The sequence below is a fragment of the Bacillus sp. HU-1818 genome, assembly GCF_022695965.1.
GTDB lineage: Bacteria > Bacillota > Bacilli > Bacillales > Bacillaceae > Bacillus > Bacillus atrophaeus.
The window spans coordinates 69,779-95,715 of sequence record NZ_JAAPBE010000004.1; the positions used below are offsets into that span (position 1 = coordinate 69,779).

Here is a 25,937-nt window from a genome sequence, read left to right on the forward strand (position 1 = left end):
CGAGACAATCATTTTCGCCGTTTCCTGTATTCCAGTCATTTCTTTATACTTATCTCCGAGCTTTTCGCGGTATTAAGGAAACTGAAAATGAATAACGTATACATATAAATTTTATCTTCTTCCATTAATGCTCCATAAATCTGTTATTTTATGAATCTCCAGGAAGTTATAATTAAATATGAAACATTCATATTCTTCAAGTAAAGATTCCATGTATAATCTATCTAGAACCATCTTTTTCGTAAAATAAAATTACTAATATAAATAGGGGGATTAACATGCTACTCTCAAATACAAACCTACACACTTGGAAGCCATTTTCAACATCACCGCCACCACCGTTTGCTCCAGCTGTTGAATCAGCAGTGAATAAGCTTATATTTAAAACAGATTAAGAATCTGCGAAATATAAGCTGTTTCGCAGATTCGAAGGAGTAGACAATGAAATCTAAGATACAGTTTATATTATCAATGATCATTTTCGGCACAATGGGTTTAGTTGTAAGATACATTGATTTATCTTCGAGTGAAACAGCTTTACTAAGTAGTTCAATTGGATGTCTATTTTTAATATTCGTGTTTATGATGATGAAGAAAACCATTCCGTGGAAATTAGTAAAAGCTAATGCTTACATCTTATTTCTTTCTGGTATTGCATTAGGAGGAAATTGGATTTTCCTTTATCAATCGTACGATCATACAACACTTACTAACGCAACACTAGGGTATTACTTTGCACCTGTGTTTGTCATGATTCTCTCACCATTTGTCCTTAAGGAACAATTATCTGTCAAAAAGGTTGTTTGTATTGGTGTAGCGATCATAGGCATGTTATTGATTGTTGGAAATGGCATAAGTGCATCTGGAACAGATGATCTGCTTGGGATCTTTTTTGGGTTAGTTGCGGCTGCATTTTACGCTGCATTGATGTTACTAAATAAATTTATACACCACATGGGCAGGTTAGAGATTACAATCATCCAACTTGGAATAACAGCATTGCTGCTCTTGCCATATGTGTTTTTTACAGAAAGATTCGGCATCTTTGGAGTATCTGGATCATCCGTTCCTTATATCATCATTTTAGGGATTGTAAACACTGGGATTGGATTTTGGTTATTTTTCTCGGGTATGCAAAAATTAAAAGGACAGAGTATTGCTATGCTAAGCTATGTAGATCCATTTGTAGCTATATTAATTTCTGCAATGATCCTACAAGAACAAATGACCATTGTTCAAATGCTAGGTGGCGCACTCCTTTTAGGCTCAACATTTGTTAGCGAGAATAAATCAATCACATTTTCCAAAACGATTAAAGAAAACATCAGCTAAGTAACGTACAAAACAGCGGGAAGCATTCGTTTCCCGCTGTTTTGTTCTTTTGCAGCTTGACACAATAACATAACCAAACTAGCCTGACGATTACTGTCATTACTCTATTGTTCCTTGATTATTATATAGGGCGTATCCTGTCGGCATTTTATTAACTCCTTCTGAGTAATACGGCATTCGTTCATTTGCCTGTTCAATGTCAACCCATTCAATTTGCAATATCTCTTGAGGCTTTTTAATCGCTTCGGTTCCTCCAAAAATTCGTGCTTCAAATGTAAAAAGGATAGCGTGATGATTCCTCTTTACATATTTCGCTTCGTTAACAGCAATTAAATTCCCTATTTCTACTTCAAAACCTGTTTCTTCATGCACTTCACGTATAGCAGCTTCTATTAACGTCTCATCATGTTCAACCCTTCCACCTGGAAGTGACCAATGTCCTTCATGATTATCCACCATTAATATCTGATTACATTTACTTTTAATCAACGCATACACAACTTTTACTTCTTCCATGGACTCTCCTTTATAGAACAAATTCATCCTTCGATTGATTGTCGATTTTCTATATATTTACTATAAATGATAACTGGTGAGTTTTGATGAGCAGCTTTCTCTCATAGCTGTATTTTCTGCATAAAAAAATAATACCAAAGGCAGTTAAACCCTTGGTATTATGTGATACGGCCGAGAGGACTTGAACTTTCATGGGTTATTCATTCACTAGGCCCTCAATAAAGTGGAAACTTATCATCAATTACAAAAGCCTGTTATTTCAAACATTTGAAAATCCAATTAAAGAATGGACTATTACGAGATGCTGCAAATATGACTGTCTCCGTTCCGTTCTTTAATTCTTGTATCTGAGGGTTTAATAAAGTGGGCTTATATTTAATTTTTTAATCTCTTTTCCATCAGTTCTGCCATTTGTTTCGAATTTAGATTTCCTTCATTTCGTAATTGATCAATGATATTCATATAATCCGTTTCATTTCGGTTCTGACTTAATTTATATGAAGCCTGAATTTCTCCCACCTTCATCTTAAATCCGACAATACCTTTCATTTGACTTTCTAAGAGTTGAGGAGAAAGTTCATCCCATAAAACTGGATTCTTACGGTGTTTTTCGTATTTTTGCAGTAACATTGTCAGGTCATGTTTTAACTCTTTTTCGTTCAAAATGCTGGCTGTACCGTATACATGTACAGCTTGATAGTTCCACGTTGGGACATTTTCCTTTTCATACCAAGAGGAAGAGATGTAAGCGTGTGGTCCCTGGAACATCACCAGTACATCTTCACAGGTTTCAAATGTTCTCCATTGAGGATTCCCATAAGCAATATGCCCCGTTATATAGTAAGTATCTCCCTCTTTTATTAACTGCAATGGCAAATGGGTGGCAATTGGTTTCCCTTGTGCTGTTGTGACAATTGTGCCAAATGAGTTGTTTTGAACAAAGTCCCAAATGTCATCAACATTTGTCACCTTATAGTATTTTGGAATATACATATAAACCCGCCTTTCATAAAAAGTTATACGAGTGTTTTGATCATGATAACGTCTATTTGTTCTTCATCACCCATATAAAAAGAGTGGGTTCCAGTTTGGACAAACCCCATTTTTTCATAAAAAGCAATAGCATTTTCATTTTTTTCCCATACGCCTAGCCAGATTTTCTTTTTATTAGATTCCAGCGCAATTTCCACAGCTTTATTGAACAGATGTTTCCCAAGACCATGTTTTTGAAATTTGTTCTTGATATAAATCCTCTCGATTTCTAGCGATTCATCACCCATTTCTTCAGACTGAGCCTCATTGGTATTGACCTTTAAATATCCAGCGACTTCATGATTAAAATAAACAAAGAAGAATTGCGAAGAGATATTGGATAATTCTTTTTCTACCTGTTTAGAATGAAATGCACTGTCCAAATAAGCTTTCATATTTTCAGGTGAATTCTGATCTTTGAATGTATCATTGAATGTTTCAACACTTATTTCTTGGAGTATTTTTAAATCTTCATGGCTGCACTTTTTTAGTTTTACACTCATGTTCATATATTCTCCTTTTAATAATCTCTCTTGTTCCCCTTTTTTACATATTCCCAGTCAACTTCTATATTTTTTCTAATTCTATGAAGAAGGTGCAAAATGGTTTCTGTTTCTTTTTCAGAAAACCCCGCTAATGCGACACTATTCGAATGATCATTTTCTCCTTTTATAACGGGAAATACATCTTTCCCTTTTTCGGTTGGAAAGAGTTTTTTTATCTTTTTGTTATGTTCATCATCCATCTTTTCAATAAAACCATTCATTTCAAGTTTGGACCAATTGGCGTCGGGACTTTATTAACCGTTTGTTTAGGGGGGCTGATACTTAATTCCTTTATGACATTTACAGAACAAATATTAGACCGCTTATTAACAAATTCCAGCACATTACCAAATGATGGTCAAGATAAAAAGCATTCAATATAGAATGCTCAGTTTAAAGAGAAAGCGGGGGTTTTTGAAGACGCAGGTCAAAAAAATCATCGTTTTTTATTTTCACAGTTCCAAGACATAACATATAAGGAATTTCCTTCAGTGAAATAACCCGTGTATTGTATGAAAAGCTGCCCGAGATTTTTTAGACAGCCTTAGTAGACATCGTGTCTACTCTTCCAATATTATTCCTCTTCTTTCTTCTTACTGTAAGTTAGTGGTGAGTAACAAACATTCTTTCATAAATTAATTAGCTGTACGTAAGTTCTTTTATTTCTTATTTTATTCCATTCGATTACCCTCTAAGTTTCTGTTTCCCCTAGATGAATCCCGTTATAAAAATTCCTTTATAGCAGTTTCGTTTTTATAATCAGTTTAATGATTTCCTGAAATAACTTTAAAATAAAAGATAATATTGACACATTTCAAAAAAAGTGCAACCTTATCTATAGAGGTATTAACTTTATAAACCTTATTAAGGAGGTGAGTAGCAAATCATGGATAATGTTTCGTTGATATATAGGGAATTTGGTGATCCACTGCAAGAATTACAGCTTTATACGGGAGAGAAATTTCCACTTCAGCCAAATGAAATTCTTGTCAAAATGATTGCCAGTCCAATTAATCCATCTGATTTGATTCCAATTAGAGGGGCCTATTCTCATAGAATTAAGCTGCCTTCAGTTGCAGGTTATGATGGTGTAGGAATTGTCGTAGATCATGGTAAAGATGTCTCAGGATCGATAATTGGAAAAAGGGTCCTTCCTGTACGAGGGGAAGGAACTTGGCAACAATATGTAACCACAAAATCTTATTATGCAATAGAGGTGCCTCCATCAATAAGTGATGAAGATGCTAGTCAGCTGTATATTAATCCATTAACAGCTTGGTTCATTTGTACGGAATCATTACGTGTTCAGCCAAATGAAATGGTTTTAATGAATGGCGGAGGCACATCTATCGCAGAGCTGTTTGCGCAGATTTCTTCTATACTGGGATTCCGTTTAATTGTCATTACACGAAACAGCCGCAAAGTAAGCAAACTTCAAAAACTTGGGGCCTGGAGAGTTATCGATGCTTCCAAAGGTTTTATATCTGAACAGATTTCAGCTTATTGCGGCAGATCTGTTGACCATGCAATTGACTCTGTTGGAGGGGAAAGCGGCGAACTGTTAGCTGGGGCGTTAAAACCTCAAGGAACATTTATCAGTTTTGGTCTGTTGTCAGGTATACCAAATGATTGGAGAAAGTTTCATGATATATACCGTGTGTCACCACAATTATTCGCCTTAAGACTTTGGAATGAGAGCCATTCCGTTTCTGAATATCGCAACCGCTTTTCGGAGGTCATTAAGCTTTTTGAGAGCGGAAGAATGGTAATGAATGCTCCAGAAAAGATATATGATTTTGAAGATTTTCATGATGCATTGAAACATTATGAGCAGCCGGGTTTGAATGGGAAAATACTGCTGAACTTTGCAATGAATAAGGAGATGTAACATTTGATTGATTTTTCATTAACATAGGAACAGAAACACATTCAACATATGGCAAAGTCGTTTGCAAAGGAGCACATCCGTCCATATGCGTCACAGTATGATGAGGAGAAAACGTTTCCTTGCGTTTTCTCGTACCTAATGCAAAGATTGCTTCAGCAGGCATATAGCTGCTGGTAATAACAGTTTCTGCTTTAGTGATTATTTTTCTAGTTGAAAGGAGTAGTTCAATAAAAGTAACTATTATATTAAGATTTAACTTCTTTATTCCTATCAATTAATAAGGTTACTACAACACTAATTATGCTGACTAAAGTTCCTAAAACAGAAACAAGAATTGTCGAAAAGCCATTGGGAATAAGAAATCCAATTGGAATCATCCCCAGAAAAGTTAAAACGATAAAACACTGATATACTCCAGATATTATTCTTACAACCCAGTTACCAAAAAAGGACATGGCTAATGGTGGGATGAATAAAAATACAACGATCCCAATTGATATCATTAAGATACGAGGCTCATCAAATGAAATAACATTATCTCCAGGGGAATCTTTAGCAGCCACTAGTATAACAACTATAGACATAATCAGTGTAAGTAAAACCAGAGAAAACCTTTTTAACATTGTTATGACTCCTTTCTTTATAAATGTATCTAAATATGGTATCTTGAATTTTTTTCAATTTCCATAACTATTTTATATTATTCATGATATGCAGTCAAAATGCAGCTATAAATAATATTTATCACCACTTACTATTAAGACATAACATATACAAGAAAAAAATAACTCCTCTAATATTTTGAATTTCGCTGATTGAACACTTTTGATCACAAATCACAATTAAAAACAAAAAAATACCAAGGAGCTTAGAAGCCTTCTTGAACCTCCACGGGTTATTCACCCACTAGGCCCTCAACATGGTAAAACCATACTGGTTATGAAAGCTTTTTTTCATTACACACTCTATCTTCCATTTTCATCATTTCTATATGTTTTTCACGAATTTTATGGTTAAAAATTGGTGATTAAATTTGTCTCCATATCGATTAGCAAACATGTCATTGATGCCAAGTCATGAATTCCTAAAGGAGATTTAATAACTCATTTTCAATAAAGAACTGATCTATGTTAATTAGTCGAGGTTTCAGGATATACACGGACCAATTGACCTTTCCTTTATTGGGAATCCGACACGTTCCGTATTGTTTTGAAGTCATTTTTGCTGGATCTAATTTTTTAAAAAAAGTTATTGACACAAAAAATACGATCATGTTATTATTATATATTTGATTAAAAAATGTATATATGGTAATCTTAATAAGGTTACATTATATGGAGGTGGATTATATGTTTCAAATTGGCGATAACATTGTTTATCCAATACACGGAGCTGGTATAATTGAAGCCATAGAAGAAAAAGAATTCTTAGGGGAAAAACAACTGTATTATGTCATAAAAATGTCAATCAGTAATATGCAGGTTATGATCCCAACGCGTAAAATATTGAGTTCAAGTATACGGCCAGTTACTGATATACTTGCATTAAAACACATTATACACATTTTTCAGCATGGAGAATCAGATAGGTTACTGCCGTGGAAACAACGGTATAAAGTAAACACGAACAAAATAAAAACGGGTGATATACAAGAAGGCGCTGAAGTTGTACGTGATTTAATGCGTATGAAGAAAGAAAAAGCACTTAATTCAAGCGAAAAAAAAATGTTGGATAATGCATATGAATTTTTGATTAGTGAACTGGAAGTAATTAAAGGAATCACTGAAAAACAAATAAAAAGTTTCTGTTAGATAACGTATTGTATTCCGAAAATATTCAGAATTTTCAGATGTCATTAAATCATTTCAAAAATGTTCAACTTCTTCAACTTACTTTTAGAACATTAACCTCTTTTGTTATTCCTGCAATCTAATCCATTTTTATTATTTAAATTTCTTCAACGAACATTTGAAGTTTTATCAAAAAACTCGATAAAATAGTCACTTGTTTTTTGTAATCCTGATTCACACTGGAACGGACAAGGAGCCGTAAGGATGGAAGAGAGGCAGGGCTTTCATTGTTTTAGGTATCTCTAAGTGATTATTTCTAGAAAAAAATCAATCAATCTCCCCTCTATCTTTAAGATTTTCTTATATCCACTGCGACAGTGAATTTGTTTATCTTCTTTTCATAAAAGAGATACGCGAGTTGGTAACATATAATATATGCCATCGAAAAAACGACGAGATTTTCATAATATTTTCATGGATTACTCCTATAAATAAAAATAGCGCCAACTTCTATTTAATAGAAATCAGTACTTCGTTTAGCGTGACGCTTTTGGCGGATGGCACACGACACATTTACGTTTTGAATTTCGTAAATGTTTTTTGTTTTCTCGCTAAATAGTATTGGTCCCGACCTACGGTTACCAAGCATTTAGAAAAGGAAAAGGAAAATAAATAATTTATATACATTCCGCATATTGTCAATCCAGTATGCTATACTGTAAACAAACCTTTGAAGCTTTAAATCTTTTTCTATTACCTGTACCATCTCCCTACTCGAACGTTGAGTAGGGTTTTTTATTTAGTAATTATACAGAGAACATAAAAAAACAGGCCCTATATAAAGAGCCTGTTTGTATAAACGATTTAAGATTAAGCAGCTTTTTGAACGTTAGCAGCTTGAGCTCCACGAGCACCTTGCTCAACGTCAAACGTTACTTTTTGACCTTCGTCTAAAGATTTGAATCCGTCACTTTGGATTGCAGAGAAATGTACGAATACATCGTCGCCATTTTCACGTTCGATAAAGCCAAAACCTTTTTCTGCATTAAACCATTTAACTGTACCTTGTTCCATTTTTGTTGCCTCCTAGTGCGTTACCGCACATTGTATTACTATCCTTGCCCAAAGTATCATCAAGACGAAAAGACGATATTCATACTATCCTTTACACGAACAAAAATAATTCTTCTTTATCTTAGCACGAAACGGAAATAATTGCAAATTAATATTATTGTTTTGGCCATTTAAACGCTTGGGTACCAGTACAGAAGCGCTAAGCAAACTAGAAAATGTTAATAATCCTGCATCGAATTTATAACATGGTCTAAGAGGCCTGTTAATAACAATGGTTGAAAACCCCGCGAAAATGAATCACGAGTGTCTTCATTTTTACGGTTATTGATTGTTAAAGATTTCTTCAAAAAGATCAGCTGTTTCTTGTTCAAGTGCAAGAAGCAGGGCTTGTTCACTGGTAAAGCCTTGTTTCTGCAGATGTTTCCAAACGGTCACTCATGGTATCCCCCCATTTGCCAAGATGCTCATAAAAAAATACTACTTGACCACAAATCATCTTCCTTTTCTTCCTTACCACTTTCAAAAACCTTTTTAATTAAGAAACAATGTTTGTTCCTCAAACAATCAATGTTTACGGTCTAAATAAACCGATTCCCATAGGGGAGCAGCGAGAGAGTTTAGCCCGATAAAGAGCTGGGTATAATCTTCATACGCATTTGTATTCCGGCTGGCTCTGCTAATAAAGATTTAACTGAGCTGGAAATCAGTACCGAATTTCCAATAAATTCTCATAGAAATGGGAAAGATACTATGCTATATGACAGCTGGGACCTAAAGGCAATAAAACGTTTTCTATACTTAGACTAAGATCATCAGGGAAGGGGAAACTTTAAAAAATGAAGGAACAAAACCTAAGGACTTTGAGAAAATTGGTTACACCTTATGAAAAGTCCGATTTACAAAAAAGTATTTGTCAAATCATTAACACATTGGTGCCATTTTTCCTGTTATGGTGTTTGGCATATAAGAGCTTATCGATTTCTTACTTCCTCACATTAGCGATTTCTGTCGTTGCCGCAGGTTTTTTAGTAAGAACCTTCATCATCTTTCATGATTGCTGCCACTATTCTTTTTTTAAGAACAGAAAGGCGAATCGAATCCTTGGAACAATAACAGGAATTCTGACTCTGCATCCTTTTGATCATTGGGCACACGACCATTCTGTCCATCATGCGACAAGCAGCAATCTGGACAAACGCGGTACAGGCGATATTTGGGTACTGACCGTTGAGGAATATAAGGAAGCCTCAACAAAAACAAAAATAATGTACCGTTTGTACAGAAATCCGTTTGTTATGTTTATTGTTGGGCCGATTTACGTCTTCGGGATTACCAATCGTTTTAATCGTAAAGGAGCAAAACGCAAAGAACGGATGAATACGTATGTAACGAACCTGGGGATCGTCGCTTTGGCAGCACTTTTATGTTGGGCTATTGGCTGGCAAAACTTCCTGCTGGTTCAGGTGCCAATTTTTATGATATCAGGATCACTCGGAATTTGGATGTTTTATATTCAGCATACGTTTGAGGATTCTTATTTTGAAGAAAATGAGCATTGGGAATATGTAAAAGCAGCAGTTGAAGGAAGCTCTTTTTATAAGCTTCCAAAAGTCATGCAATGGCTAACAGGCAATATTGGTTTCCATCATGTTCATCATTTAAGCCCGAGAGTCCCAAACTATAAGCTTGAAAAAGCGCATAACAACACTGAACCATTGCAAAACGTTCCGACCATTACACTGGCAACAAGTCTTAAGTCGTTAAAATTCCGCCTATGGGATGAAGAAGGCAAAAAATTTGTTGGTTTCAGCCACATAAAAAAGGCTTCTAAAAGCCAAATATCAGCGGGGCTAAGAACGGATTAAATACACTGCCCTTCATCGATGATAAGGGCAGTGTATCTTGCAGAATAAAAGTGCAGACTCGCGCAACAGTTTTGTGCAGAGGTCAGCACTTTTTTAGTGCCAAATACATTTGTAGGCTCCACAATGCGGTACATTTGTTGCCGTATTTTCCGCAAAAAAAATGATACCAAAGGTAATTAAACCCTTGGTATTGGTATGCGGCCGAGAGGACTTGAACCTCCACGGGTTATTCACCCACTAGGCTCTCAACCTAGTAAAATCATATCTTCATTTACAAATGGCTTAATTCATAGCACTGATTTATTTCGTTTACGCTGATTTTGATGAGTTGGTATTAATTCTGGGCAGAAATTGGGCACTTCTATTAGAAGAAAAATCACTATTCCCTATGATTCAAAAATATAACCCCCTCCAACTTCATGAATGCCTCCTTAAATATAAAAAACATACCAACATAACGATATACTCATACATTATCTCAGTTAATTGATTAATATCTTTAGCTTCAGCTTTTCTAACCAACAATGATCTTCATGCTTCCCTTTTCCCTGCTAATCTGGAAGCAGCTTCATCAACTTCTTTATTTGCTTTTTGTATTACATCCTCCGGACTTAGTAAAGCTGTTCCTTGCACTCGGATAATTTGATAATCCTCAATACCGAGGAAATTGAACATTGATTTCAAGTATTTATTAGAGTATTCAACTTCTTTATACCAATCATCATTTGTGTAAATTGATCCGCTAGCTTGGATGACAAGCATTCTTCGTCCATCTTTAAGCAGACCCACTGACCCAGTGTCAGTATATTTAAATGTTTCACGTGCGATCATAATATTGTCCATATAATCTTTTAATTTTGATGGAATATTGAAATTATGCAAAGGCAAAACGATGACATACGTTTTTGCACTTTTAAATTGTTTCAATACTTCTGTCATACGTTCTGTTACTTTTTTTTCATTGCTTGTTAGTTCTTCGCCTTTTCCTGCCTTTTCCCATGCGCTTAAAACTGTTTTATCAATCATAGGCACTTCATCACTATACAAGTTAATCTGTTCAAGCTCTTCACTCTCTGGAATTAATTCTTTGTAAGTTTCCAAAAAGTGATTCATTACCTGCAAACTGTATGATGATGCATCATCTACTTTCGGATGTGCGTTAATGATAAGTGTTTTGCTCATTTGAGATTCTCCTTTTATCCTTTATTGAAGATCAACTTAATCGACGATCAAATCGATCTCCAATATAAACCCTGCATTTTATTTTGTCAAATGGAACAAATAATATACCTAAAGAAGGGTTTTATGATTGACTATCACCCAAAATACTCCTAAGATACAATGTGATAACCCTTAAAAACAAAAGCAGGTGAGTTTATATGCAGTATAGTGTTGGGGTTGAATATGCTTTACATTGCCTGGTTTATTTAATAGATGTTCCCTCCAAGGAAAGTGTCGGGATTAGGGATCTTGCAGAGTTCCAAGGGCTTTCAGAAACATTTCTTTCAAAAGTTTTCGGTAAGTTATCTAAAGCTGGTATTGTAAATTCTGTCTCTGGTGTAAAGGGAGGATATAGGTTAGCAAAATCCCCAGAAGATATTTCCTTTTGGGATGTAATAGAGGCTGTCGAAGGACCAAAACCAATTTTTCAATGTAAAAATATTGTAAGCAATGGTCTACTTTATCGAGACAAGTGCAACTCCTGTGAATCCAGCAATTCTTCTTGTACAATTAACTTGGTAATGCTTGAAGCAGAAGAACAGATGCGTAAGTATCTTCGTAATAAAACACTCGCATGGTTAAATAAAGAACTGGACGCCGTATTGCCTAAAAAAACAAGGACAGATACTCGGGAATACTTCATAAAAAAAAGCTCTGACTAAATTAATTAGTTAGAGCTTTTTTACGCTTTAAACTGGCCTTTAATTTCCCTATATCCTAACAAACAAAAAGAAATGGCGGACAAACTATAGACTGGGCACTTTTGGTCACAAAACACATTTTTTTATGAAAAAAAATACCAAGTACGTCAAAACCCTTGGTATCATTGATGCGGCCGAGAGGACTTGAAACTCCACGGGTTATTCACCCACTAGGCCCTCAACATAGTAAATCCATATCACTGGTTATGAAAGCTTGTTTTCATTACACTTACTAACTTCACTTTACATCATTTCTATAAATTTGTATGAATTATGGTTAATAATTGGCGAGCAAAAAACCCCCTTACTTCCTACTTCACTAACTCTCATTATAAGGATTGTTAATTTTCCAGGTGTGAAAATGGAGTGAGTATTCATTATAGATACTATTCGATAATCCATCTCTAGTTTTTTTAGACAAAAAAGAACCAGTCACACAAAGTAACTAGTTCAATTTTTGTTAGGGTTAGAATTTGATAACTCTATATTTATAATACTTTGATTTCCAGTCTTTTTCTAAATGTGCATATAAGTGTGCACTTGAATGTGCAGAATATCTTGGATACCCTTTATAAACATCATAGATAACTGCAGTATGCTTCCATTTTTTAGACGACTTAGAGTACATCTGAATAACGTCACCTGTCTTCACATACTTTGAAACATCCTTAGGACTTGTTAAATTGTATACTTTATGTTTTTTTGTACCGGCCCAATATGTATAAAAATCTGAAACAACAGTCCATGAAGTTGAATATGTTCTTGCCGCACTTCTAGGCACTGATTGATTATACCAACCTTTTGTGGTTTTATGGTGACCACGATTAAAGCTGAACCCCGTAGTATTCATTGGCATTCCACCAGCTAAAACTACCTGTGATGCATAGTTGGTGCAATCTCCTCCACCGCTATTTTCTCCATAGTACCCATATTGACTCGTCTTCTTATTCCAATTGTTAACCATGTATTTTTTTGCAGCCGATCTACTGTAACTAGACCCCAATTGAGTTACGAAAAAGGAATTAGAATTAGTACTTGCCATATAGTCAATTGGAATCTGACCTGATTCTTCTTTAATTTCTTCAACTTTTGCTTCAGCTTGTTTGTCTTCTTTTATATTTTCTTGTTGTACTTGTTTAACAGTTTGATTTTCAACTTGTTTAGGAAGATCAAAGTTTTCAACCTCTACTTCACCATTCTCATCCTTTTTTTCTTCTTGGGCGGCGTACTTAGCCAATTCCTCTAAATAAGTATCTGAATAGACTTCCATTAAAGAAAAGTTATAACCTGATTTTGTTATCTCATCGGCTTTTTCATTAATACCTTGAAGAAAATTAATGTAATCCTGAGAATTAATGTTATAATTCAAATGTTGTGCTTTTAAATACTTTTGGACTTCGGTTTCCCCTTGCTTGACTGTTAAGTTCTCATTTTCAGCTTCAGCTGCATGAGCATTATTAAGGAAAGTGAAACTCAAAGCTGATGTTACTATAAGACTAAGTGCAATTTTTTTCATTTGTTTCTCCTTATTTGAATTTATGATACTATCATATAGTAATTACTTTTTGAGGAAAAATCAATACATTTTTTGGAGGTTATTTATGAAAAAGGAGTATAAAAGACCTGTTTTATTTACAATTTCTGCTTTGGTGATTATTTTCCTAGTGTTTTTCTCATTAAAAATCTATAACCATTACAATCTCGAATATCCTAACTGGGAAGGTAAAAGTAAGGATCACAACTGGGAAGTAATCTTTAAAAAGAATGAAGATGCTCCAAAAGAGTTTAGTGGGGAGATTCTTTGGATTGGCGATAAAGATAAAACTGATAAAACTTATATAGAATCAATAACAATAATGAAAGATAATAAAACACTTCTTGATTCTTCAGATTTTAACAGCGATATCCCTATGAAAGATTATTCAGGTGGTACCTCTAGCGATGGATCAGCTAAAGAAAAATCATTCTCTTTTTTAGAACGTTTAGAAGAATCTGATCTAAAAGGATCTAAGATAACAGTTCAAGTGAAATGGAAACAAGATAACCAATCATTCAGTACTGAAAAGTTCGTTCTTTCAAAGAAAACTTTATTTAATCATTAATTCTTTGAGTTTACTCTAACCAGTTCTTTATCTGAACTGGTTTCTTTTTATGAAATTCTTCAGTTTAATCATTGTTCAAACAAATACAAAACTCAGCAGTATACTATTTAATTAAAAGAATGATGCTAAGGAGAACAAAGAATGGAAAAGTTAATATTGGATTCTGTTAAAAATCTTGTTGGAGACAATACTTTGCTTGGTCTAACTATAACACTTATTTTTATATTCACTATTTGGCTAAGCCGACAAATCAAATCTGTTTATGAAAAAGATAAGGAACTTCGAAAGACAGAGAGAGAAAATTCACTAAAGATTATTTCAGAGATATTAAAACAGTATCATACTATCGGAAGAGAAAGTTTGACTGATGATGAATTTTTAAAATATGTACAAACTCAACTACCATTGCTTGATTTAAAAACCTATTTGATAATAAGAGACATCTTAGAAAAAAATCTCGATGAATCTAATGGGTATAAATCAGAAAAGATAAAAAGTGAAATTTTAAAGGCTATTAAGTTAATAAAGTTCCATGATAACGTTATATATAGTGAGAGCATTATGGAAACTATAACTCGCTCACTATCTAATTTAAAAGATGTATTTATTCCTCCAATTATTTCAATAATAGTTGTATTATACTTAGTTCTAGCATTTTCCCTAGGTTATTCCCAACATCCATTCTGGAACATAACAAAATTAACAACTGGTTTATTTGGTCTATTCTTTTTAGTTGCATGTCTAGATGACATGATTGAGAGAAAATGGGTTCTAGTAAATAAACGCTCTATTTTGAACTTGATATTTTTAATTTTCATACCTTTTATTCTGATTCTCGTAACGTCATTAGAACATCCTAAACTTTTAGTTGTTTTTTTTATTTACGGCATTAGTGGGGTGATTTCCTTTCTATTAATCGGCATTCTGAAACAAAGACGGTTGAATCGCCAAAGTTAGAGCCACTTTATGGAATAAAGAGACAAGCCAGCAACAATATTTATTGTCTCTTTATTTTCCATCAGCTCTCAATAAAGTGAAACCTGTATTTCTCGTCACAAATCCTATATAGCGCCGAATTCTTTTTAATTAAGTGTATTTATTTTTAATTTCTAATTGGGAGTAAAAATGGAGCAGCAACCCGATTTAAACAATGGTTGGCTTTTATCTATTATCGTTGATAATTTCTACTAACTCCTCAACCTTGAAAGCTGGTTTTTTCTTATGCAACATAGCATGACAATTTGGACAAACTGGACGTAAATCGTTGATCGGGTCAATTTCGTACTCCTTGCCTATCTGATTTAACTCAATTATATGATGTACGTGAATAAAGCCTTTACCCAATTCTCCGAATACCTTCTCAAAATCAAACCCACAAATGACACAACTAAAACCATAATGCTCTAAACACTTTTTCCTCGCCATGGGATTTCTCTCATAAACGTTGACTGAGACCTTTTTTGTGGCTCCTTCAATATATCTTGTTGGGTTATCAATTTCCTCTGCCATTTGATTATGCCGGATTTCTTTTTCATCATTAAATTCCCAAATAATTTTGACTGGCTTAGTGTCATGAAACTCTTTTACTCTAGCATTTCCTTGGTAAGTAAACAGGGGATTATTACTATCTTCCCGTGTGAAAATATAAATATTACCTTTGGGTTTTAACATAGATTGAATAGAAGCATTTTGTAATGAATGACTATTCTTACCAAACCATTGGAGGTCATCTCCGATAAATTTATTATCGTAATCATGCCCCGTTCTTCCGGCAGAACTTATATTGACAAAGACAAATACATCATCATTAAACGAAGTATACCCCGTGTTCCAATTCCCGCCCTGTTTACCCTCTGGTACGTTAAAAATCTTGTAAATATCTTTTCTTGAGTATTGTTCTCCAATTCTCAAAGGATGTGCATCAGTGTTATGAATCAATGAAGATATTTTTTTAAATGCTTTTGGATTTAACGGCATTGATGAGGCTTGAAACCCTTCGATTAAGTACTTATCATATTCATCATTTTCAAAATCTAGATCCTCAAGTAAGATTGGTGAATGCAGCAAATTCTTAATGTATCTAACTGGTACTCTGTAATTGAAATGATCACTTTCTTCATAATAATAATTTTCATCTTTATCAGATGAATAGATGGGTTTCCCCGTTATTTCTACTACCGCATAAATACCTCGATTTAATTTTGGTTTACCATTTAACATTTTTTTATTCCGGTTATCATGACCAACTCTAATAATCCCTTGTTGACCTTCCTTAAACCACTCTTTTTGCCAACTTGTAATGGAAAATGTATCTTCTATTTGGTTTGAACTCAAAAAATCATCAATAGCCCAAACCTTTGGGTTACAGAAAAATGTCCAGAACCCTGTCGGTTTAATGGCTTGTTTTTCTATTATTTTTAGTGCAACTGATTTCCCTAAACTCACTAATAATTCCCCCATATTCTGTATCTCTTTTTATTATACAGTCTTCCTAACACTATCATCGGAATTTAAATAAGTGTTTTTGATTCCGTTTCAAAATGAAAGACAAATATTTGAATATAAACAACGTTACTTCTCCAACTCTCATTATGCTCAAATGTTCTAAAATTCGTTACCTTTCTATAAACACTTTTTTGAAACCTTCATATCTATTCCATGGTAATATTTAGATATAAAATCACTGAAAGGATTGGACAATGAAGGTATTTGAAGCAAAGTCTTTGTTATCTGAAGCTGAAAACCGAGCAAAAGATTATAAAGAATTGAAAAATCAAATGATTAAGCTAAGAAAAGCATTTAAGGCTGTTGCTGATCTGGACGACAGTGAGTTCTCTGGCAAGGGAGCAAACAATATCAAAGCATTTTATCACGACCATGTGGGTGTCACTGATCAATGGATTGATTTAATTGAAATGAAGATCGCTTTCCTTACTAGTATCTCCGGTGTTCTAGAAGAGGCCAGCTTATCTGATGCATATATCGAAGAATCCTTCTTAGAACATGAACTAGCAAACGCATATAAAAAATCAAAATCAATTATGTCTGAGCAGAAGAAAGCAATGAAAGATATTCTGAATGATATCGATGACATTCTTCCACTTGATTTATTTTCAACAGAGACTTTTAAGGATGAGCTCTCATCTGCCGAAAACAAACGGAAAAAGACTGTTGATAAAATAAGCGATGTGGACGAAAACTTAAAAACTGAATATGCAATTACTGAACCTAACGAACAATTCATTAAAGCAGACTTTCAAAAGTTACAGGAATCAACAGGTAAGGGCAAGAATGCTACACCCCTTCACTATAATGCCAAGGCATATCGTGAGAGCGATATACATAAGAAAAAAAACGATATCGAGAAGCAATCTGAAGCATATTTGAAGATCAAAAAAGAAGAAGCTGAAAAACGCGAAATAAAAGATTTAAAAAAACAGCTTGTAAAGGTAACAGATCCAGACGAGTATTTAAAAATTGCGAAGAAAATAGGATACGAGAATTTGAAACCTGACCAGCAAGTTTATTTCCGCCAACTCGAAGAACTTCAACAAAAAGCCGAAATCGGAAAAGGTATTGCAGTTGGAATGTATGAAGCCGGTAAAGATACAGTGATGGGTCTCTATCAACTCGCAATGCACCCTATCGAAACGCTTTCTGGAACGGTGAACGCAGTCTTACATCCAATCGATACTTATAAGATCATAGCAAAAGACATAGAAGACACTTTCCAACGTGATATGATTAATGGAGATAGCTACAGCAGAGCAAAATGGGTTTCCTATGTAGGCAGTACAGTTGTTCTTGCAATAGTTGGTCCGAAGGGTATTGATAAAGTATCCAAAGTTGCAAAAGCCGGTTCAAAAGTTGCTGCAATTAAGACGCTCGAAGTTTCAAAAGCAGGAATAAAAAAAGGTATTGAATATGTTAAAATACCAAATGTTTTTGAACAACAGTACGCAATGGCTGGTGGTTCAGGGACTTTTCCTTTCAACGTGATTGATGGAGAGAATTATAAAAACTCTGCACTTGAAATATTCAAGACCTCGTCTACTGTACAAGGATTAAAGAAAGCTAAGCCGCATGAAGTTGTAAACGGATTAAAAACTTTTCAAAGCAGAAAATACATTTTTGGAGGACAATCATTCCTCATAGACAAGCGAGGAATGAAGCATATTTTAGAGCGCCATCATCCTGATTTATGGGATGGTTCAATTAAGTCTCAGCAATCTTTTCTCAATAAAGAGATGACTGTTAACGATGTTGCAGATGCGATAGAATCAATCATGAAACAAAACCGTGAAGAGTTAATGAAAAAAGGAACTAAATTTAGTTATCAAATCAGAGGAACATATGAGGGTCAACAATATGTTGTAGGCTTTCAAAAAGGAAGAGTAGGACAATTCTATCCGGAAAAATAGGAGAGGTAAAATGTTTTATATTCAATCATTAATTCTTAGGCCAAATAAGAAGATAAACGATCTTTCAATCTTAAAAAATAATATTGACGATTACTTTATTCCACTTAGCAATATAGAGGGACTAAAGAACATAAAACCACAGTTAGACTCTTACTATTTATCTGGGGCGATTATTTTAAAATATGGTGAACAAGATTTGCTTGATGTCACTATGTGGGACTTGGTTGACCAATTGTGGGCTTATTTTTTAAATCTGATTGAAGAAGCTATTGAAACAGGAAAAAGCGAAACTTATTTTCCAGATCAACCCCTTCTATTGAAAATGAAATCAATATCGAATGATATGTTGTTATTTGAAATTGACCAAAAACAAAAAGTATTACTACCGAAACTTGATTTTTTTGAATCACTCTTAAAGAATGCGAGAAGTTTCTTTGAAACTATGAATTTTGTTTTAGAAGAAAACTGTGATTATGAGTATGAACTTAATAAGATCGATGAATTGCAAACCAAAATCAAATGTATGTGAGGTTAAATGTGAATTACTCTAGAGTGAAAAAATTCTTTGATGAGAATAAAGAATATTCAATTCTTACTGGAGGCGTCACTGACAAACATATTAAAGAGATAGAAAAAGATCTCAAAGTAACCCTACCAGACAGTTATAAGTGGTTTTTAACTGAGTATGGTACAGGAGGCGCGTTCGGGACTATGATACTCGGTTATGACTCTCATGGAGCTGAAGTTGTAGAGCAAACAAAAGAATACAGAACGTTCTACAATCTTATACCAGGTCTTGTTGTTATTGAGTATATAGATGAATTCTCTTATTGTCTTGATACAAATAAAATGGTAGATGGAGAATGTCCTGTTATTCTTTGGGATAACCATGAAGGATATGGTTATACTGCAGCACATAGTTTTCTTGAATTTCTTCTTCAGCAACTTAAAAAAGGTAAAGAGGATTTTGATAAGGATAAGAAAGATTAATCTTTAGGTTTTCCAATTTAGATGTGCTAAATAATAGAATAATTACAAACCATACCAAGGTTTTTTGGTATGGTTTTCTAAGATAGCCCCTCAATAATGTGAAGCTTATCAACATTTTCTAAAGCCTGTTATTTCAAGGTTTGAAGTCATTCATTACACTCAGATAAGATAATCAACATATTATCCAATTTCAACAATGTCTCCGACATAACAATTCTCGTATTATTTTTTTCTCCCCTCGTAAATATTGCCTATTACCTCAAAATGTGCCGGATTATAATCATATGAAGTAGGGATAGCACTTTCATTATTTATAGTCCATGGCCATAAGGGATTCGTTTTTTCTTTGTCCTTTAATTCCTCATAAAAGAATCCTATAATCTTTTCGGGTATATCACATATTTTAAAGAAATCTTTTTTTAGATATCTATGATAGAATTTTGTATCGATAATAGATTTTTGATGTATAATTTCGTGTCTAAGCTTTTCAAATTCAAGAAACTCGCTCCAAATTTTCTTATTCTTAATACTATCTGTTTCATAAATGTCTACTAAAATATCTGAAATTTTCATTTTTAATGTAACCCATCTCTCGATCGCACTCTTATCATAAATTTCGATTATTCCCTTATTATTGTCTGCCTCATATTTAAACTCTTGAGGTATACTTAGATTTGCAAAAGCTTCTAAAGCTGTATAACCAAAAACAATTCCAACCTGCACAGTTTCAATAAAGTCATACATTATCTTCGATTTCATAATAATTGATTCTTCCCGACTCATGTTACTATAGTTTTCAAAATGATCTACAACATCTGGATTGATTTTTTCTTTAAAAATCTTCTTGGCACTTTCTATTGACTTGTTTGCTATCGATAAAAGAATCCCCACATTATTGGGAGCAAAATAATCAATCTCATTATTTTTACCTTTTATCTTGGTTGAAAATTCAATATTTTCAATTTCTTGGAGCACCATAGACGATGTTTCTCCCTTTATAGGGTCACCTTTATAACAGATTGGTTTGTTCGCTCTTATATCAAAAGGTCTATAATCTTCTGGATATTTTGTTATTACTAGAAAATCTTTTCCCTTCTTTTTTTGTTGCTGAGAATTTTTTTTTGTTTTTTTCCGTTTAGACAATTAAGTTTCCTCCTTCTATTCTCACAGAAAATTTACATAATTTATTCTAGTTTTTCTCGAGAGAGACACCCACCCTAAAATAATATAGTTATATCGGCTATAGAACTATTAACTAATAATAATAAACGTACAACACTTTGAAGAAGAATTCTGCCCTTTCCATCTCATCCTCAACCTGATATAACTTAGTTTCAGCTATCCTATAAGCACTTATAGCACTTGTTAACTCTTTTCGTCTAAATTCGTACATACCCAAGAAAAAGAAATAATAATATTCAAGCATTCCTGTCAATTGCCCCTGCTCTTCTATTTCCTTTATTGTTTCATAAGCACTATTTAGATCATCTATTTCTTTCGATTCCATATAAGATAACATTATCTCATGCCTGAATTCTAACAACTGATAATATAACAAAGCGTCTTGGTTCTCTTCCATATTTACTAAATCAGCTTCTACTTCTTTTTTTATTCTTTCAGCTTTTTCAACTTGATCATTCTTTATCAAAGTGTACCAAGCATTTAATTTTTTCGTAACTAGATCATACGGAATTTTAGTTTTATCTAAAAGAATCGGACGCAAGAAATACTCCCCGATCTTACATAAATTAAGAGAATTTTTACATTAATTGTATTATGTCAGATTTAAATTAAGTATACAAAGATGAATTGCAAAAAGGTACATTATATCTACTCCTTTGCGGTTTTTTGCGGTCATAGCAATTCTTTTGCGACATGACAAGCAACGCTTTCCAAAATAAAAAAGTAGACTTTTACGTCTACTTCTTAAAAAGTTCATTTTATTCTTTAATTGAGAAAGCACGAACCTGAATAAGCCTAAAAGATTTGAATGATTACTCTAAGACAGAATGTACGTAGGTTTCAAATTTTCAATCTTAATCTTCCTTCAATAACTCATGATGTTCTAATTCATATGTATTCTCTAGTATGCTCTCTACAATATTGATTATCTGTTTTAAAACTAACTTATCAGGTTCAACAATTTCATGAATTGCGCCATTTCCAACGTACAATATTTTTTGTAAAATAAGCGCATGGTTAAACAATATATATCCATCATCATAAAGACCAAAAAATTTCCCCTCTAAACTCTCTCTTTTTTTAGGGTCTCTCTCTCCATCTTTTTTAATTATTTGTTTATTTTTATTATAAATAAACCCTTTTTTCACATTTAAATCTTTACAAATACCTTCTAATAAAATCCTTAAACCCGAAGCACACAATATATTAAGATTCTCATTATAAGATTGAATAATTTGCTCATACAAATTATAAAGAGTTGAAGGTACATGACTAAACTGTTTTACTTTCAGCCAGTATCGCTTTTTGAATTCTTGTTCTATTCTATACTCTTGTGTATCTTCAATTGGTTTTTCTGGATAAACCCGATATACATCACGATAAATCTTTTCTCCACTATCATATTCCCATGTATCTTCATCACCATATTGATTAACAAAAGAGATATTTTGACAACCTGCACACTCTACAATATGAAATGCTTCTTGCCAGTGAAAATCAGGCTCAATTTCTTGAAATGAACCTCTTCTATGACTTTTTATTATTGAATGTTTAGTCTCATTTTTACATCTAGAACAGTAAACATTTTTCTCTAGTGTATGCTCAAATTCTTTTCTCATTTTATCCCCCCTTCCTATAAATTATAACTGTTTCGCATTCGCTTGCTAACAATAATCAACTTTGCAAACAGAAAAAAAGAGGAGCAAACACATGGTTTACTCCTCTAACTTTGTTTCTTTATCTTTGGCTTCTTCATAGTCAGGTGTTTTCTTTGATAAGCCAAGACGATCATTTTCACCATTTCCAGGCATGTCGCTCATTTCTTTATACTCGTCTCCAAGTTTTTCATAGTATTTAAAAGTAGTTAATTCACGAGAAGAATCATCAGACATATAATCTTATACATTTGCTGTCCATTCGTGAAAAATCCGTTCAGCATGACTGATAATATTGACGTATACGGACATTTATATCCTAACAAACAAAAAGAAATGGCGGACAAATTAGAAAACTTGCCTCAAGTTAGTGGACATTTTTGGTCACAAAACACATTTTCTTTAAAGACATAAAAAATACCAAGGGCGTCAAAACCCTTGGTATCATTGATGCGGCCGAGAGGACTTGAACCTCCACGGGTTATTCACCCCACTAGGCCCTCAACCTAGTGAAAACGTATCATGAGTTACAAAAGCTTTTATTCAAAGCATCTGTTTATTTTATTTATACTTATTTTCATCATTTTTCATTAATTCTGGGCATAAATTGGGCACCTATTAGAGACCAAGGAACTCTACATTTCATCACGAAATATGTACTCATTGCCCTGCTGTCATTAATTTTAAGCCCTCGCTCTATGCCCCCCCTGCATCAGTATTCGATGTAACTTTGAAATAAAGTTTGATTAAAATCTCTCACAAACCCTTATTTTCACAACACATAATTTGTTTCAGCTTCCCTCGCGAATACCGGATCAATGCTCAGCTTTAAGATAGTCAACCAATTTCTCCGCACTGTTCTTAACATCTTCTTTTGAAAGGTGAAGTGTCCCATATTGTGTAAACGCAGGAAGAAAACGCATTCCTATATAGTTAGCAGTGACTTGAAACGGTCTGATAAGCTCGCTGATCGTGATATTATAGTCTCCGCCTGCTTGATAATCAGCTTCCTGTGCGCCTAGGGAGATAGCTAAGAGTAGTTCTTTTCCATGCAATTTCGTTCCTCCAGTTCCAAAAGCCCAGCCATGTGTTAACACATCATCTTCCCATTGTTTGAGTAACGCGGGACTGCTGTACCAATACATTGGGAACTGAAAAACGATACGCTCATGATCTAACAGGAGCTGCTGCTCTTTTTCTACATCAATGTTAAAATTAGGGTATTCACCGTACAGGTCATGAACCGTAATGTCATTCTCTTGCTTTAAACGATTCATCCAGGTTTTGTTGACAACAGACGTTTCCAAATTAGGGTGTATAACGATAACTAATGTTTTCATTTGACTGATCATCCTTTCTTCGCCGATTAGTTATTATTGCTTTTACGATAATGAATTGATTCTAATTTTAAAATAGCAACTTTAAAAAAGATTAAGCCTTTTTAGTACCCTCATGCGCCTACCCTATCTGCAGCCACTCTGACTTCTGTACTATGATCACTTTGTAAATAAGTTATTGAAAATATACTACTTAAAATCACTGCTGCCAATAGAATCCGGCTGATTTTCATTAATAATCTCACCTTTTTTAATTTTTCGTCTTGCTTCAATACTCATACGATAATATTCAGTAGAGAGCATTAAATTTCCTTGTTCATGAAAATAATCAGCGACTTCAATCGACAAATTTTCAACATCAGCAAACATCTTCCTCGAAGCCAAATATGAAAATGCATTCTCTATTAATTGAGTCTCTCCATCAGAAAAAAATAACCCTTCTAATATTTTGAATTTCGCTGAGTATTCCTTATCATCACTTTTATCGGCAATAAATCGCCCTTTCCTAAAGTATGTCAAAGCAACATCATAATTTTGTTGTTTTGCTTCAACATAGGTTAAAGTGATTAAAGTCTTTGTTAGGACACTATGTTTTGATTTTTCAAAAATTTCTAACGCCAAGATTAAATGTTGTGAAGCCTTTTTATATTCCTTCAATTCATCATAACAAATTCCAATATTCATGTGTGACATTGCAATTAAATGATCTATGTTACTTTCCTTGGCAACTTCTTAAGAATTCAAAAATTGTTCCAAGGCTCTTTCATATTCTAAAGAATCGATCAGGTTTCCTGCTACAATAAATTGACAACGCACAGTCTGGACAGCATACTCTTCATACTCTCTAAATATTTTGAGTGCACGATTTGCATAATTCATGGAGAAATACGTTTGTTTCATATAATAATATACATAGGACACTTTGAAAAAACTCTGCTTTTTCTATTTCATCCTCAACTTAGTGTGGGCAGTAGACAATTTAAAAATATGCACAAAAAAATACCAAGGGCGTCAAAACCCTTGGTATTATTGGGATGCGGCCGAGAGGACTTGAACCTCCACGGGTTATTCACCCACTAGGCCCTCAACCTAGCGCGTCTGCCATTCCGCCACGACCGCTCGTTATTTAATTAAAAGAGAAATGCGGGTGAAGGGACTTGAACCCCCACGTCATAAGACACTAGATCCTAAGTCTAGCGCGTCTGCCAATTCCGCCACACCCGCGAAAAACAATGGTGAGCCATGAAGGACTCGAACCTTCGACCCTCTGATTAAAAGTCAGATGCTCTACCAACTGAGCTAATGGCTCTCTGTATGATATGAATAAAAATGGCTGGGCTAGCTGGATTCGAACCAACGCATGACGGAGTCAAAGTCCGTTGCCTTACCGCTTGGCTATAGCCCAACAGAAAGTGAATGACCCGTACGGGATTCGAACCCGTGTTACCGCCGTGAAAGGGCGGTGTCTTAACCGCTTGACCAACGGGCCGTCTGGTTGAGAACTTTTCATCTTTTTCAAAAGATATAATGGCGGAGAAGGAGGGATTTGAACCCTCGCGCCGCTTACACGACCTACACCCTTAGCAGGGGCGCCTCTTCAGCCACTTGAGTACTTCTCCGTATGGCTCCACAGGCAGGACTCGAACCTGCGACCGATCGGTTAACAGCCGATAGCTCTACCACTGAGCTACTGTGGAATAATCAGACTTCTTTATTATAAAAGGATCGACATGAAGTGTCAAGAAGCAACATTTCATTTATTCCCTCTTCCGTCTAATGCGACGGCTTTTATAATTTAACATAGAATCATGAAGTGAGTCAACCCTTTTTAATAAATTCTTTTATTTTCCCACCGCACTTTCCGCAGGCATATTTTTTAGGGTTCATCGCACGCTTCTTTACATACTGTTGGCCGCAAGCCGTACATATATACGTATATGTTTTTCTGCTTTGCGTTTTCTTTTGTAAAGGAGTGCAAAACCTTGGCGCGTCTACTTTCTGAAGGAGTTCTCTGAAATCTCTGTCTCTATGCTTGTACCCTTTTCCTTCAAGATGAAGATGGTAATGGCAGAGCTCGTGCCTAATAATTCCCTCAAGTTCCTCCCGGCCATGTTCTATTAACGATTTTCTGTTGATTTCGATGTTGTGCGATGTTAAAAGGTACCTTCCACCGGTTGTTTTGAGCCTGTCATTAAAAACAGCCTGGTGGCGGAAGGGTTTTTCAAAACAGGTTTTAGATATGTCCTCTGTAAGCTTTTGGAGCTCTTTGTTATCCATTGTGCACCT

General features: G+C 34.4%; 25 protein-coding genes, 7 tRNA genes and 5 pseudogenes. 12 read left to right on the top strand and 25 right to left on the bottom strand.

Annotated features, from left to right (window positions below; all coding sequences use genetic code 11):
• Positions 1 to 441: 441 nt before the first annotated feature.
• Entirely contained in the window at positions 442 to 1,332 is an 891-nt protein-coding gene (locus GXP75_RS15340) for a DMT family transporter (RefSeq protein ID WP_242557203.1), read from the top strand.
• 99 nt (positions 1,333 to 1,431) lie between these two features.
• Here the strand turns inward: GXP75_RS15340 and GXP75_RS15345 are convergent, their stop codons facing one another.
• From GXP75_RS15345 to GXP75_RS15360, 4 genes and pseudogenes are all read right to left on the bottom strand, one after another.
• Complete coding sequence (locus GXP75_RS15345) at positions 1,432 to 1,848, bottom strand: NUDIX hydrolase (protein WP_242557204.1); 417 nt, start codon at positions 1,846 to 1,848, stop codon at positions 1,432 to 1,434.
• Between the two features lie 375 nt (positions 1,849 to 2,223).
• A complete protein-coding gene (locus GXP75_RS15350; RefSeq protein ID WP_214918340.1) occupies positions 2,224 to 2,841 on the bottom strand; it encodes an FMN-binding negative transcriptional regulator in 618 nt (205 codons plus the stop codon).
• Positions 2,842 to 2,864: 23 nt separating this feature from the next.
• Entirely contained in the window at positions 2,865 to 3,383 is a 519-nt protein-coding gene (paiA, locus tag GXP75_RS15355; protein ID WP_242557205.1) for a spermidine/spermine N(1)-acetyltransferase, read from the bottom strand.
• 17 nt (positions 3,384 to 3,400) lie between these two features.
• Positions 3,401 to 3,655: pseudogene (locus GXP75_RS15360) on the bottom strand (MarR family winged helix-turn-helix transcriptional regulator); the annotation flags it as partial.
• A 656-nt stretch (positions 3,656 to 4,311) separates the two neighbouring features.
• On the opposite strand from GXP75_RS15360, the gene GXP75_RS15370 reads away from it, so the two are divergent.
• Together GXP75_RS15370 and GXP75_RS21650 are read left to right on the top strand one after the other, a co-directional pair.
• On the top strand, positions 4,312 to 5,313 hold the full coding sequence (locus GXP75_RS15370; RefSeq protein WP_214918331.1) for a zinc-dependent alcohol dehydrogenase family protein: 1,002 nt from the start codon (positions 4,312 to 4,314) through the stop codon (positions 5,311 to 5,313).
• A gap of 39 nt (positions 5,314 to 5,352) precedes the next feature.
• The gene (locus GXP75_RS21650; protein ID WP_396022482.1) at positions 5,353 to 5,490 is read left to right on the top strand and encodes a hypothetical protein; all 138 of its coding nucleotides are present in this window, start codon (positions 5,353 to 5,355) and stop codon (positions 5,488 to 5,490) included.
• Between the two features lie 68 nt (positions 5,491 to 5,558).
• Here the strand turns inward: GXP75_RS21650 and GXP75_RS15375 are convergent, their stop codons facing one another.
• Complete coding sequence (locus tag GXP75_RS15375; protein WP_242557206.1) at positions 5,559 to 5,936, bottom strand: hypothetical protein; 378 nt, start codon at positions 5,934 to 5,936, stop codon at positions 5,559 to 5,561.
• A gap of 726 nt (positions 5,937 to 6,662) precedes the next feature.
• On the opposite strand from GXP75_RS15375, the gene GXP75_RS15380 reads away from it, so the two are divergent.
• Positions 6,663 to 7,124 (top strand): CarD family transcriptional regulator, encoded by a 462-nt coding sequence (locus GXP75_RS15380; RefSeq protein ID WP_214918327.1) that lies wholly within the window; start codon positions 6,663 to 6,665, stop codon positions 7,122 to 7,124.
• Positions 7,125 to 7,973: 849 nt separating this feature from the next.
• On the opposite strand, the gene cspC is transcribed toward GXP75_RS15380, so the two are convergent.
• Positions 7,974 to 8,177: a cold shock protein CspC gene (gene cspC, locus GXP75_RS15385; protein WP_003328189.1), complete on the bottom strand. Its 204-nt coding sequence runs from the start codon at positions 8,175 to 8,177 to the stop codon at positions 7,974 to 7,976.
• A gap of 564 nt (positions 8,178 to 8,741) precedes the next feature.
• Positions 8,742 to 8,864, bottom strand: coding sequence for a molecular chaperone TorD family protein (locus GXP75_RS21655; RefSeq protein ID WP_214918364.1), 123 nt, complete (start codon positions 8,862 to 8,864; stop codon positions 8,742 to 8,744).
• A gap of 149 nt (positions 8,865 to 9,013) precedes the next feature.
• Between GXP75_RS21655 and desA the strand changes: the two genes are divergently transcribed.
• Positions 9,014 to 10,042: a Delta(5) desaturase DesA gene (gene desA / locus GXP75_RS15390; RefSeq protein WP_242557207.1), complete on the top strand. Its 1,029-nt coding sequence runs from the start codon at positions 9,014 to 9,016 to the stop codon at positions 10,040 to 10,042.
• A 531-nt stretch (positions 10,043 to 10,573) separates the two neighbouring features.
• On the opposite strand, the gene GXP75_RS15395 is transcribed toward desA, so the two are convergent.
• Complete coding sequence (locus tag GXP75_RS15395) at positions 10,574 to 11,224, bottom strand: FMN-dependent NADH-azoreductase (RefSeq protein WP_242557208.1); 651 nt, start codon at positions 11,222 to 11,224, stop codon at positions 10,574 to 10,576.
• Positions 11,225 to 11,421: 197 nt separating this feature from the next.
• Here GXP75_RS15395 and GXP75_RS15400 point away from each other — a divergent pair, with 197 nt between their 5' ends.
• The gene (locus GXP75_RS15400) at positions 11,422 to 11,925 is read left to right on the top strand and encodes an RrF2 family transcriptional regulator (protein WP_106272948.1); all 504 of its coding nucleotides are present in this window, start codon (positions 11,422 to 11,424) and stop codon (positions 11,923 to 11,925) included.
• A gap of 505 nt (positions 11,926 to 12,430) precedes the next feature.
• On the opposite strand, the gene GXP75_RS15405 is transcribed toward GXP75_RS15400, so the two are convergent.
• On the bottom strand, positions 12,431 to 13,480 hold the full coding sequence (locus GXP75_RS15405) for an amidase domain-containing protein (protein WP_239814913.1): 1,050 nt from the start codon (positions 13,478 to 13,480) through the stop codon (positions 12,431 to 12,433).
• Positions 13,481 to 13,565: 85 nt separating this feature from the next.
• On the opposite strand from GXP75_RS15405, the gene GXP75_RS15410 reads away from it, so the two are divergent.
• Both GXP75_RS15410 and GXP75_RS15415 read left to right on the top strand, forming a co-directional pair.
• Positions 13,566 to 14,066, top strand: a complete 501-nt coding sequence (locus GXP75_RS15410; RefSeq protein WP_239814914.1) for a DUF4944 domain-containing protein — start codon at positions 13,566 to 13,568, stop codon at positions 14,064 to 14,066.
• 141 nt (positions 14,067 to 14,207) lie between these two features.
• Positions 14,208 to 15,023 carry a hypothetical protein gene (locus GXP75_RS15415; RefSeq protein WP_239814915.1) on the top strand — a complete coding sequence of 272 codons (816 nt, stop codon included), beginning with the start codon at positions 14,208 to 14,210 and terminating at the stop codon, positions 15,021 to 15,023.
• A 204-nt stretch (positions 15,024 to 15,227) separates the two neighbouring features.
• Here GXP75_RS15415 and GXP75_RS15420 read toward each other — a convergent pair whose 3' ends face one another.
• Entirely contained in the window at positions 15,228 to 16,526 is a 1,299-nt protein-coding gene (locus GXP75_RS15420; protein ID WP_242557209.1) for a DUF3427 domain-containing protein, read from the bottom strand.
• A gap of 239 nt (positions 16,527 to 16,765) precedes the next feature.
• Between GXP75_RS15420 and GXP75_RS15425 the strand changes: the two genes are divergently transcribed.
• From GXP75_RS15425 to GXP75_RS15435, 3 genes are read left to right on the top strand one after another with little or no spacing between them, the layout of a single operon-like run.
• Positions 16,766 to 18,487: a ribonuclease YeeF family protein gene (locus GXP75_RS15425; protein WP_242557210.1), complete on the top strand. Its 1,722-nt coding sequence runs from the start codon at positions 16,766 to 16,768 to the stop codon at positions 18,485 to 18,487.
• Between the two features lie 10 nt (positions 18,488 to 18,497).
• On the top strand, positions 18,498 to 19,016 hold the full coding sequence (locus GXP75_RS15430; RefSeq protein ID WP_242557211.1) for a hypothetical protein: 519 nt from the start codon (positions 18,498 to 18,500) through the stop codon (positions 19,014 to 19,016).
• Between the two features lie 8 nt (positions 19,017 to 19,024).
• Positions 19,025 to 19,477, top strand: a complete 453-nt coding sequence (locus GXP75_RS15435; protein ID WP_242557212.1) for an SMI1/KNR4 family protein — start codon at positions 19,025 to 19,027, stop codon at positions 19,475 to 19,477.
• A 222-nt stretch (positions 19,478 to 19,699) separates the two neighbouring features.
• Here the strand turns inward: GXP75_RS15435 and GXP75_RS15440 are convergent, their stop codons facing one another.
• The 4 genes and pseudogenes from GXP75_RS15440 to GXP75_RS15455 all read right to left on the bottom strand — a co-directional run.
• The gene (locus tag GXP75_RS15440; protein WP_242557213.1) at positions 19,700 to 20,620 is read right to left on the bottom strand and encodes a hypothetical protein; all 921 of its coding nucleotides are present in this window, start codon (positions 20,618 to 20,620) and stop codon (positions 19,700 to 19,702) included.
• 115 nt (positions 20,621 to 20,735) lie between these two features.
• Positions 20,736 to 21,200, bottom strand: a pseudogene (locus GXP75_RS15445) (response regulator aspartate phosphatase); the annotation flags it as partial.
• A gap of 313 nt (positions 21,201 to 21,513) precedes the next feature.
• Positions 21,514 to 22,278, bottom strand: a complete 765-nt coding sequence (locus GXP75_RS15450) for a hypothetical protein (protein ID WP_239814921.1) — start codon at positions 22,276 to 22,278, stop codon at positions 21,514 to 21,516.
• Between the two features lie 96 nt (positions 22,279 to 22,374).
• A pseudogene (locus GXP75_RS15455) lies at positions 22,375 to 22,554 on the bottom strand (cystatin-like fold lipoprotein); the annotation flags it as partial.
• Positions 22,555 to 22,593: 39 nt separating this feature from the next.
• Here GXP75_RS15455 and GXP75_RS15460 point away from each other — a divergent pair.
• Positions 22,594 to 22,728: pseudogene (locus GXP75_RS15460) on the top strand (hypothetical protein); the annotation flags it as partial.
• A gap of 401 nt (positions 22,729 to 23,129) precedes the next feature.
• Here GXP75_RS15460 and GXP75_RS15465 read toward each other — a convergent pair.
• The 11 genes and pseudogenes from GXP75_RS15465 to GXP75_RS15515 form a co-directional block, all read right to left on the bottom strand.
• The gene (locus tag GXP75_RS15465) at positions 23,130 to 23,654 is read right to left on the bottom strand and encodes an NAD(P)H-dependent oxidoreductase (protein WP_242557214.1); all 525 of its coding nucleotides are present in this window, start codon (positions 23,652 to 23,654) and stop codon (positions 23,130 to 23,132) included.
• 110 nt (positions 23,655 to 23,764) lie between these two features.
• Entirely contained in the window at positions 23,765 to 23,884 is a 120-nt protein-coding gene (locus GXP75_RS15470) for a phosphatase (protein WP_242557215.1), read from the bottom strand.
• A pseudogene (locus GXP75_RS15475) lies at positions 23,841 to 24,609 on the bottom strand (tetratricopeptide repeat protein); the annotation flags it as partial. The pseudogene GXP75_RS15475 and the gene GXP75_RS15470, both read right to left, overlap by 44 nt.
• 77 nt (positions 24,610 to 24,686) lie before the next feature.
• A tRNA-Leu gene (locus GXP75_RS15480) sits at positions 24,687 to 24,770 on the bottom strand.
• 23 nt (positions 24,771 to 24,793) lie between these two features.
• A tRNA-Leu gene (locus GXP75_RS15485) sits at positions 24,794 to 24,875 on the bottom strand.
• 9 nt (positions 24,876 to 24,884) lie between these two features.
• Positions 24,885 to 24,960, bottom strand: a tRNA-Lys gene (locus GXP75_RS15490).
• Positions 24,961 to 24,981: 21 nt separating this feature from the next.
• Positions 24,982 to 25,056 (bottom strand) — tRNA-Gln (locus GXP75_RS15495).
• Positions 25,057 to 25,068: 12 nt separating this feature from the next.
• Positions 25,069 to 25,140 (bottom strand) — tRNA-Glu (locus GXP75_RS15500).
• Between the two features lie 39 nt (positions 25,141 to 25,179).
• Positions 25,180 to 25,270 (bottom strand) — tRNA-Ser (locus GXP75_RS15505).
• Positions 25,271 to 25,273: 3 nt separating this feature from the next.
• A tRNA-Asn gene (locus GXP75_RS15510) sits at positions 25,274 to 25,348 on the bottom strand.
• Between the two features lie 121 nt (positions 25,349 to 25,469).
• On the bottom strand, positions 25,470 to 25,928 hold the full coding sequence (locus GXP75_RS15515; RefSeq protein ID WP_061572299.1) for a SprT family protein: 459 nt from the start codon (positions 25,926 to 25,928) through the stop codon (positions 25,470 to 25,472).
• Positions 25,929 to 25,937 lie beyond the last annotated feature (9 nt).

What these genes read in the sequence shown, in the direction of transcription:
- GXP75_RS15420 (WP_242557209.1), bottom strand. Translation starts at nt 16,526, where the DNA reads ATGGGGGAATTATTAGTGAGTTTAGGGAAATCAGTTGCACTAAAAATA.
- desA (WP_242557207.1), top strand. Translation starts at nt 9,014, where the DNA reads ATGAAGGAACAAAACCTAAGGACTTTGAGAAAATTGGTTACACCTTAT.
- GXP75_RS15395 (WP_242557208.1), bottom strand. Translation starts at nt 11,224, where the DNA reads ATGAGCAAAACACTTATCATTAACGCACATCCGAAAGTAGATGATGCA.
- GXP75_RS15430 (WP_242557211.1), top strand. Translation starts at nt 18,498, where the DNA reads ATGTTTTATATTCAATCATTAATTCTTAGGCCAAATAAGAAGATAAAC.
- GXP75_RS15380 (WP_214918327.1), top strand. Translation starts at nt 6,663, where the DNA reads ATGTTTCAAATTGGCGATAACATTGTTTATCCAATACACGGAGCTGGT.
- GXP75_RS15350 (WP_214918340.1), bottom strand. Translation starts at nt 2,841, where the DNA reads ATGTATATTCCAAAATACTATAAGGTGACAAATGTTGATGACATTTGG.
- GXP75_RS15345 (WP_242557204.1), bottom strand. Translation starts at nt 1,848, where the DNA reads ATGGAAGAAGTAAAAGTTGTGTATGCGTTGATTAAAAGTAAATGTAAT.
- GXP75_RS15450 (WP_239814921.1), bottom strand. Translation starts at nt 22,278, where the DNA reads ATGAGAAAAGAATTTGAGCATACACTAGAGAAAAATGTTTACTGTTCT.
- GXP75_RS15470 (WP_242557215.1), bottom strand. Translation starts at nt 23,884, where the DNA reads ATGAAAATCAGCCGGATTCTATTGGCAGCAGTGATTTTAAGTAGTATA.
- GXP75_RS15340 (WP_242557203.1), top strand. Translation starts at nt 442, where the DNA reads ATGAAATCTAAGATACAGTTTATATTATCAATGATCATTTTCGGCACA.
- GXP75_RS15425 (WP_242557210.1), top strand. Translation starts at nt 16,766, where the DNA reads ATGAAGGTATTTGAAGCAAAGTCTTTGTTATCTGAAGCTGAAAACCGA.
- paiA (WP_242557205.1), bottom strand. Translation starts at nt 3,383, where the DNA reads ATGAGTGTAAAACTAAAAAAGTGCAGCCATGAAGATTTAAAAATACTC.
- GXP75_RS15405 (WP_239814913.1), bottom strand. Translation starts at nt 13,480, where the DNA reads ATGAAAAAAATTGCACTTAGTCTTATAGTAACATCAGCTTTGAGTTTC.
- GXP75_RS15415 (WP_239814915.1), top strand. Translation starts at nt 14,208, where the DNA reads ATGGAAAAGTTAATATTGGATTCTGTTAAAAATCTTGTTGGAGACAAT.
- GXP75_RS15400 (WP_106272948.1), top strand. Translation starts at nt 11,422, where the DNA reads ATGCAGTATAGTGTTGGGGTTGAATATGCTTTACATTGCCTGGTTTAT.
- GXP75_RS15410 (WP_239814914.1), top strand. Translation starts at nt 13,566, where the DNA reads ATGAAAAAGGAGTATAAAAGACCTGTTTTATTTACAATTTCTGCTTTG.
- GXP75_RS15375 (WP_242557206.1), bottom strand. Translation starts at nt 5,936, where the DNA reads ATGTTAAAAAGGTTTTCTCTGGTTTTACTTACACTGATTATGTCTATA.
- GXP75_RS15465 (WP_242557214.1), bottom strand. Translation starts at nt 23,654, where the DNA reads ATGAAAACATTAGTTATCGTTATACACCCTAATTTGGAAACGTCTGTT.
- GXP75_RS15370 (WP_214918331.1), top strand. Translation starts at nt 4,312, where the DNA reads ATGGATAATGTTTCGTTGATATATAGGGAATTTGGTGATCCACTGCAA.
- GXP75_RS15515 (WP_061572299.1), bottom strand. Translation starts at nt 25,928, where the DNA reads ATGGATAACAAAGAGCTCCAAAAGCTTACAGAGGACATATCTAAAACC.
- cspC (WP_003328189.1), bottom strand. Translation starts at nt 8,177, where the DNA reads ATGGAACAAGGTACAGTTAAATGGTTTAATGCAGAAAAAGGTTTTGGC.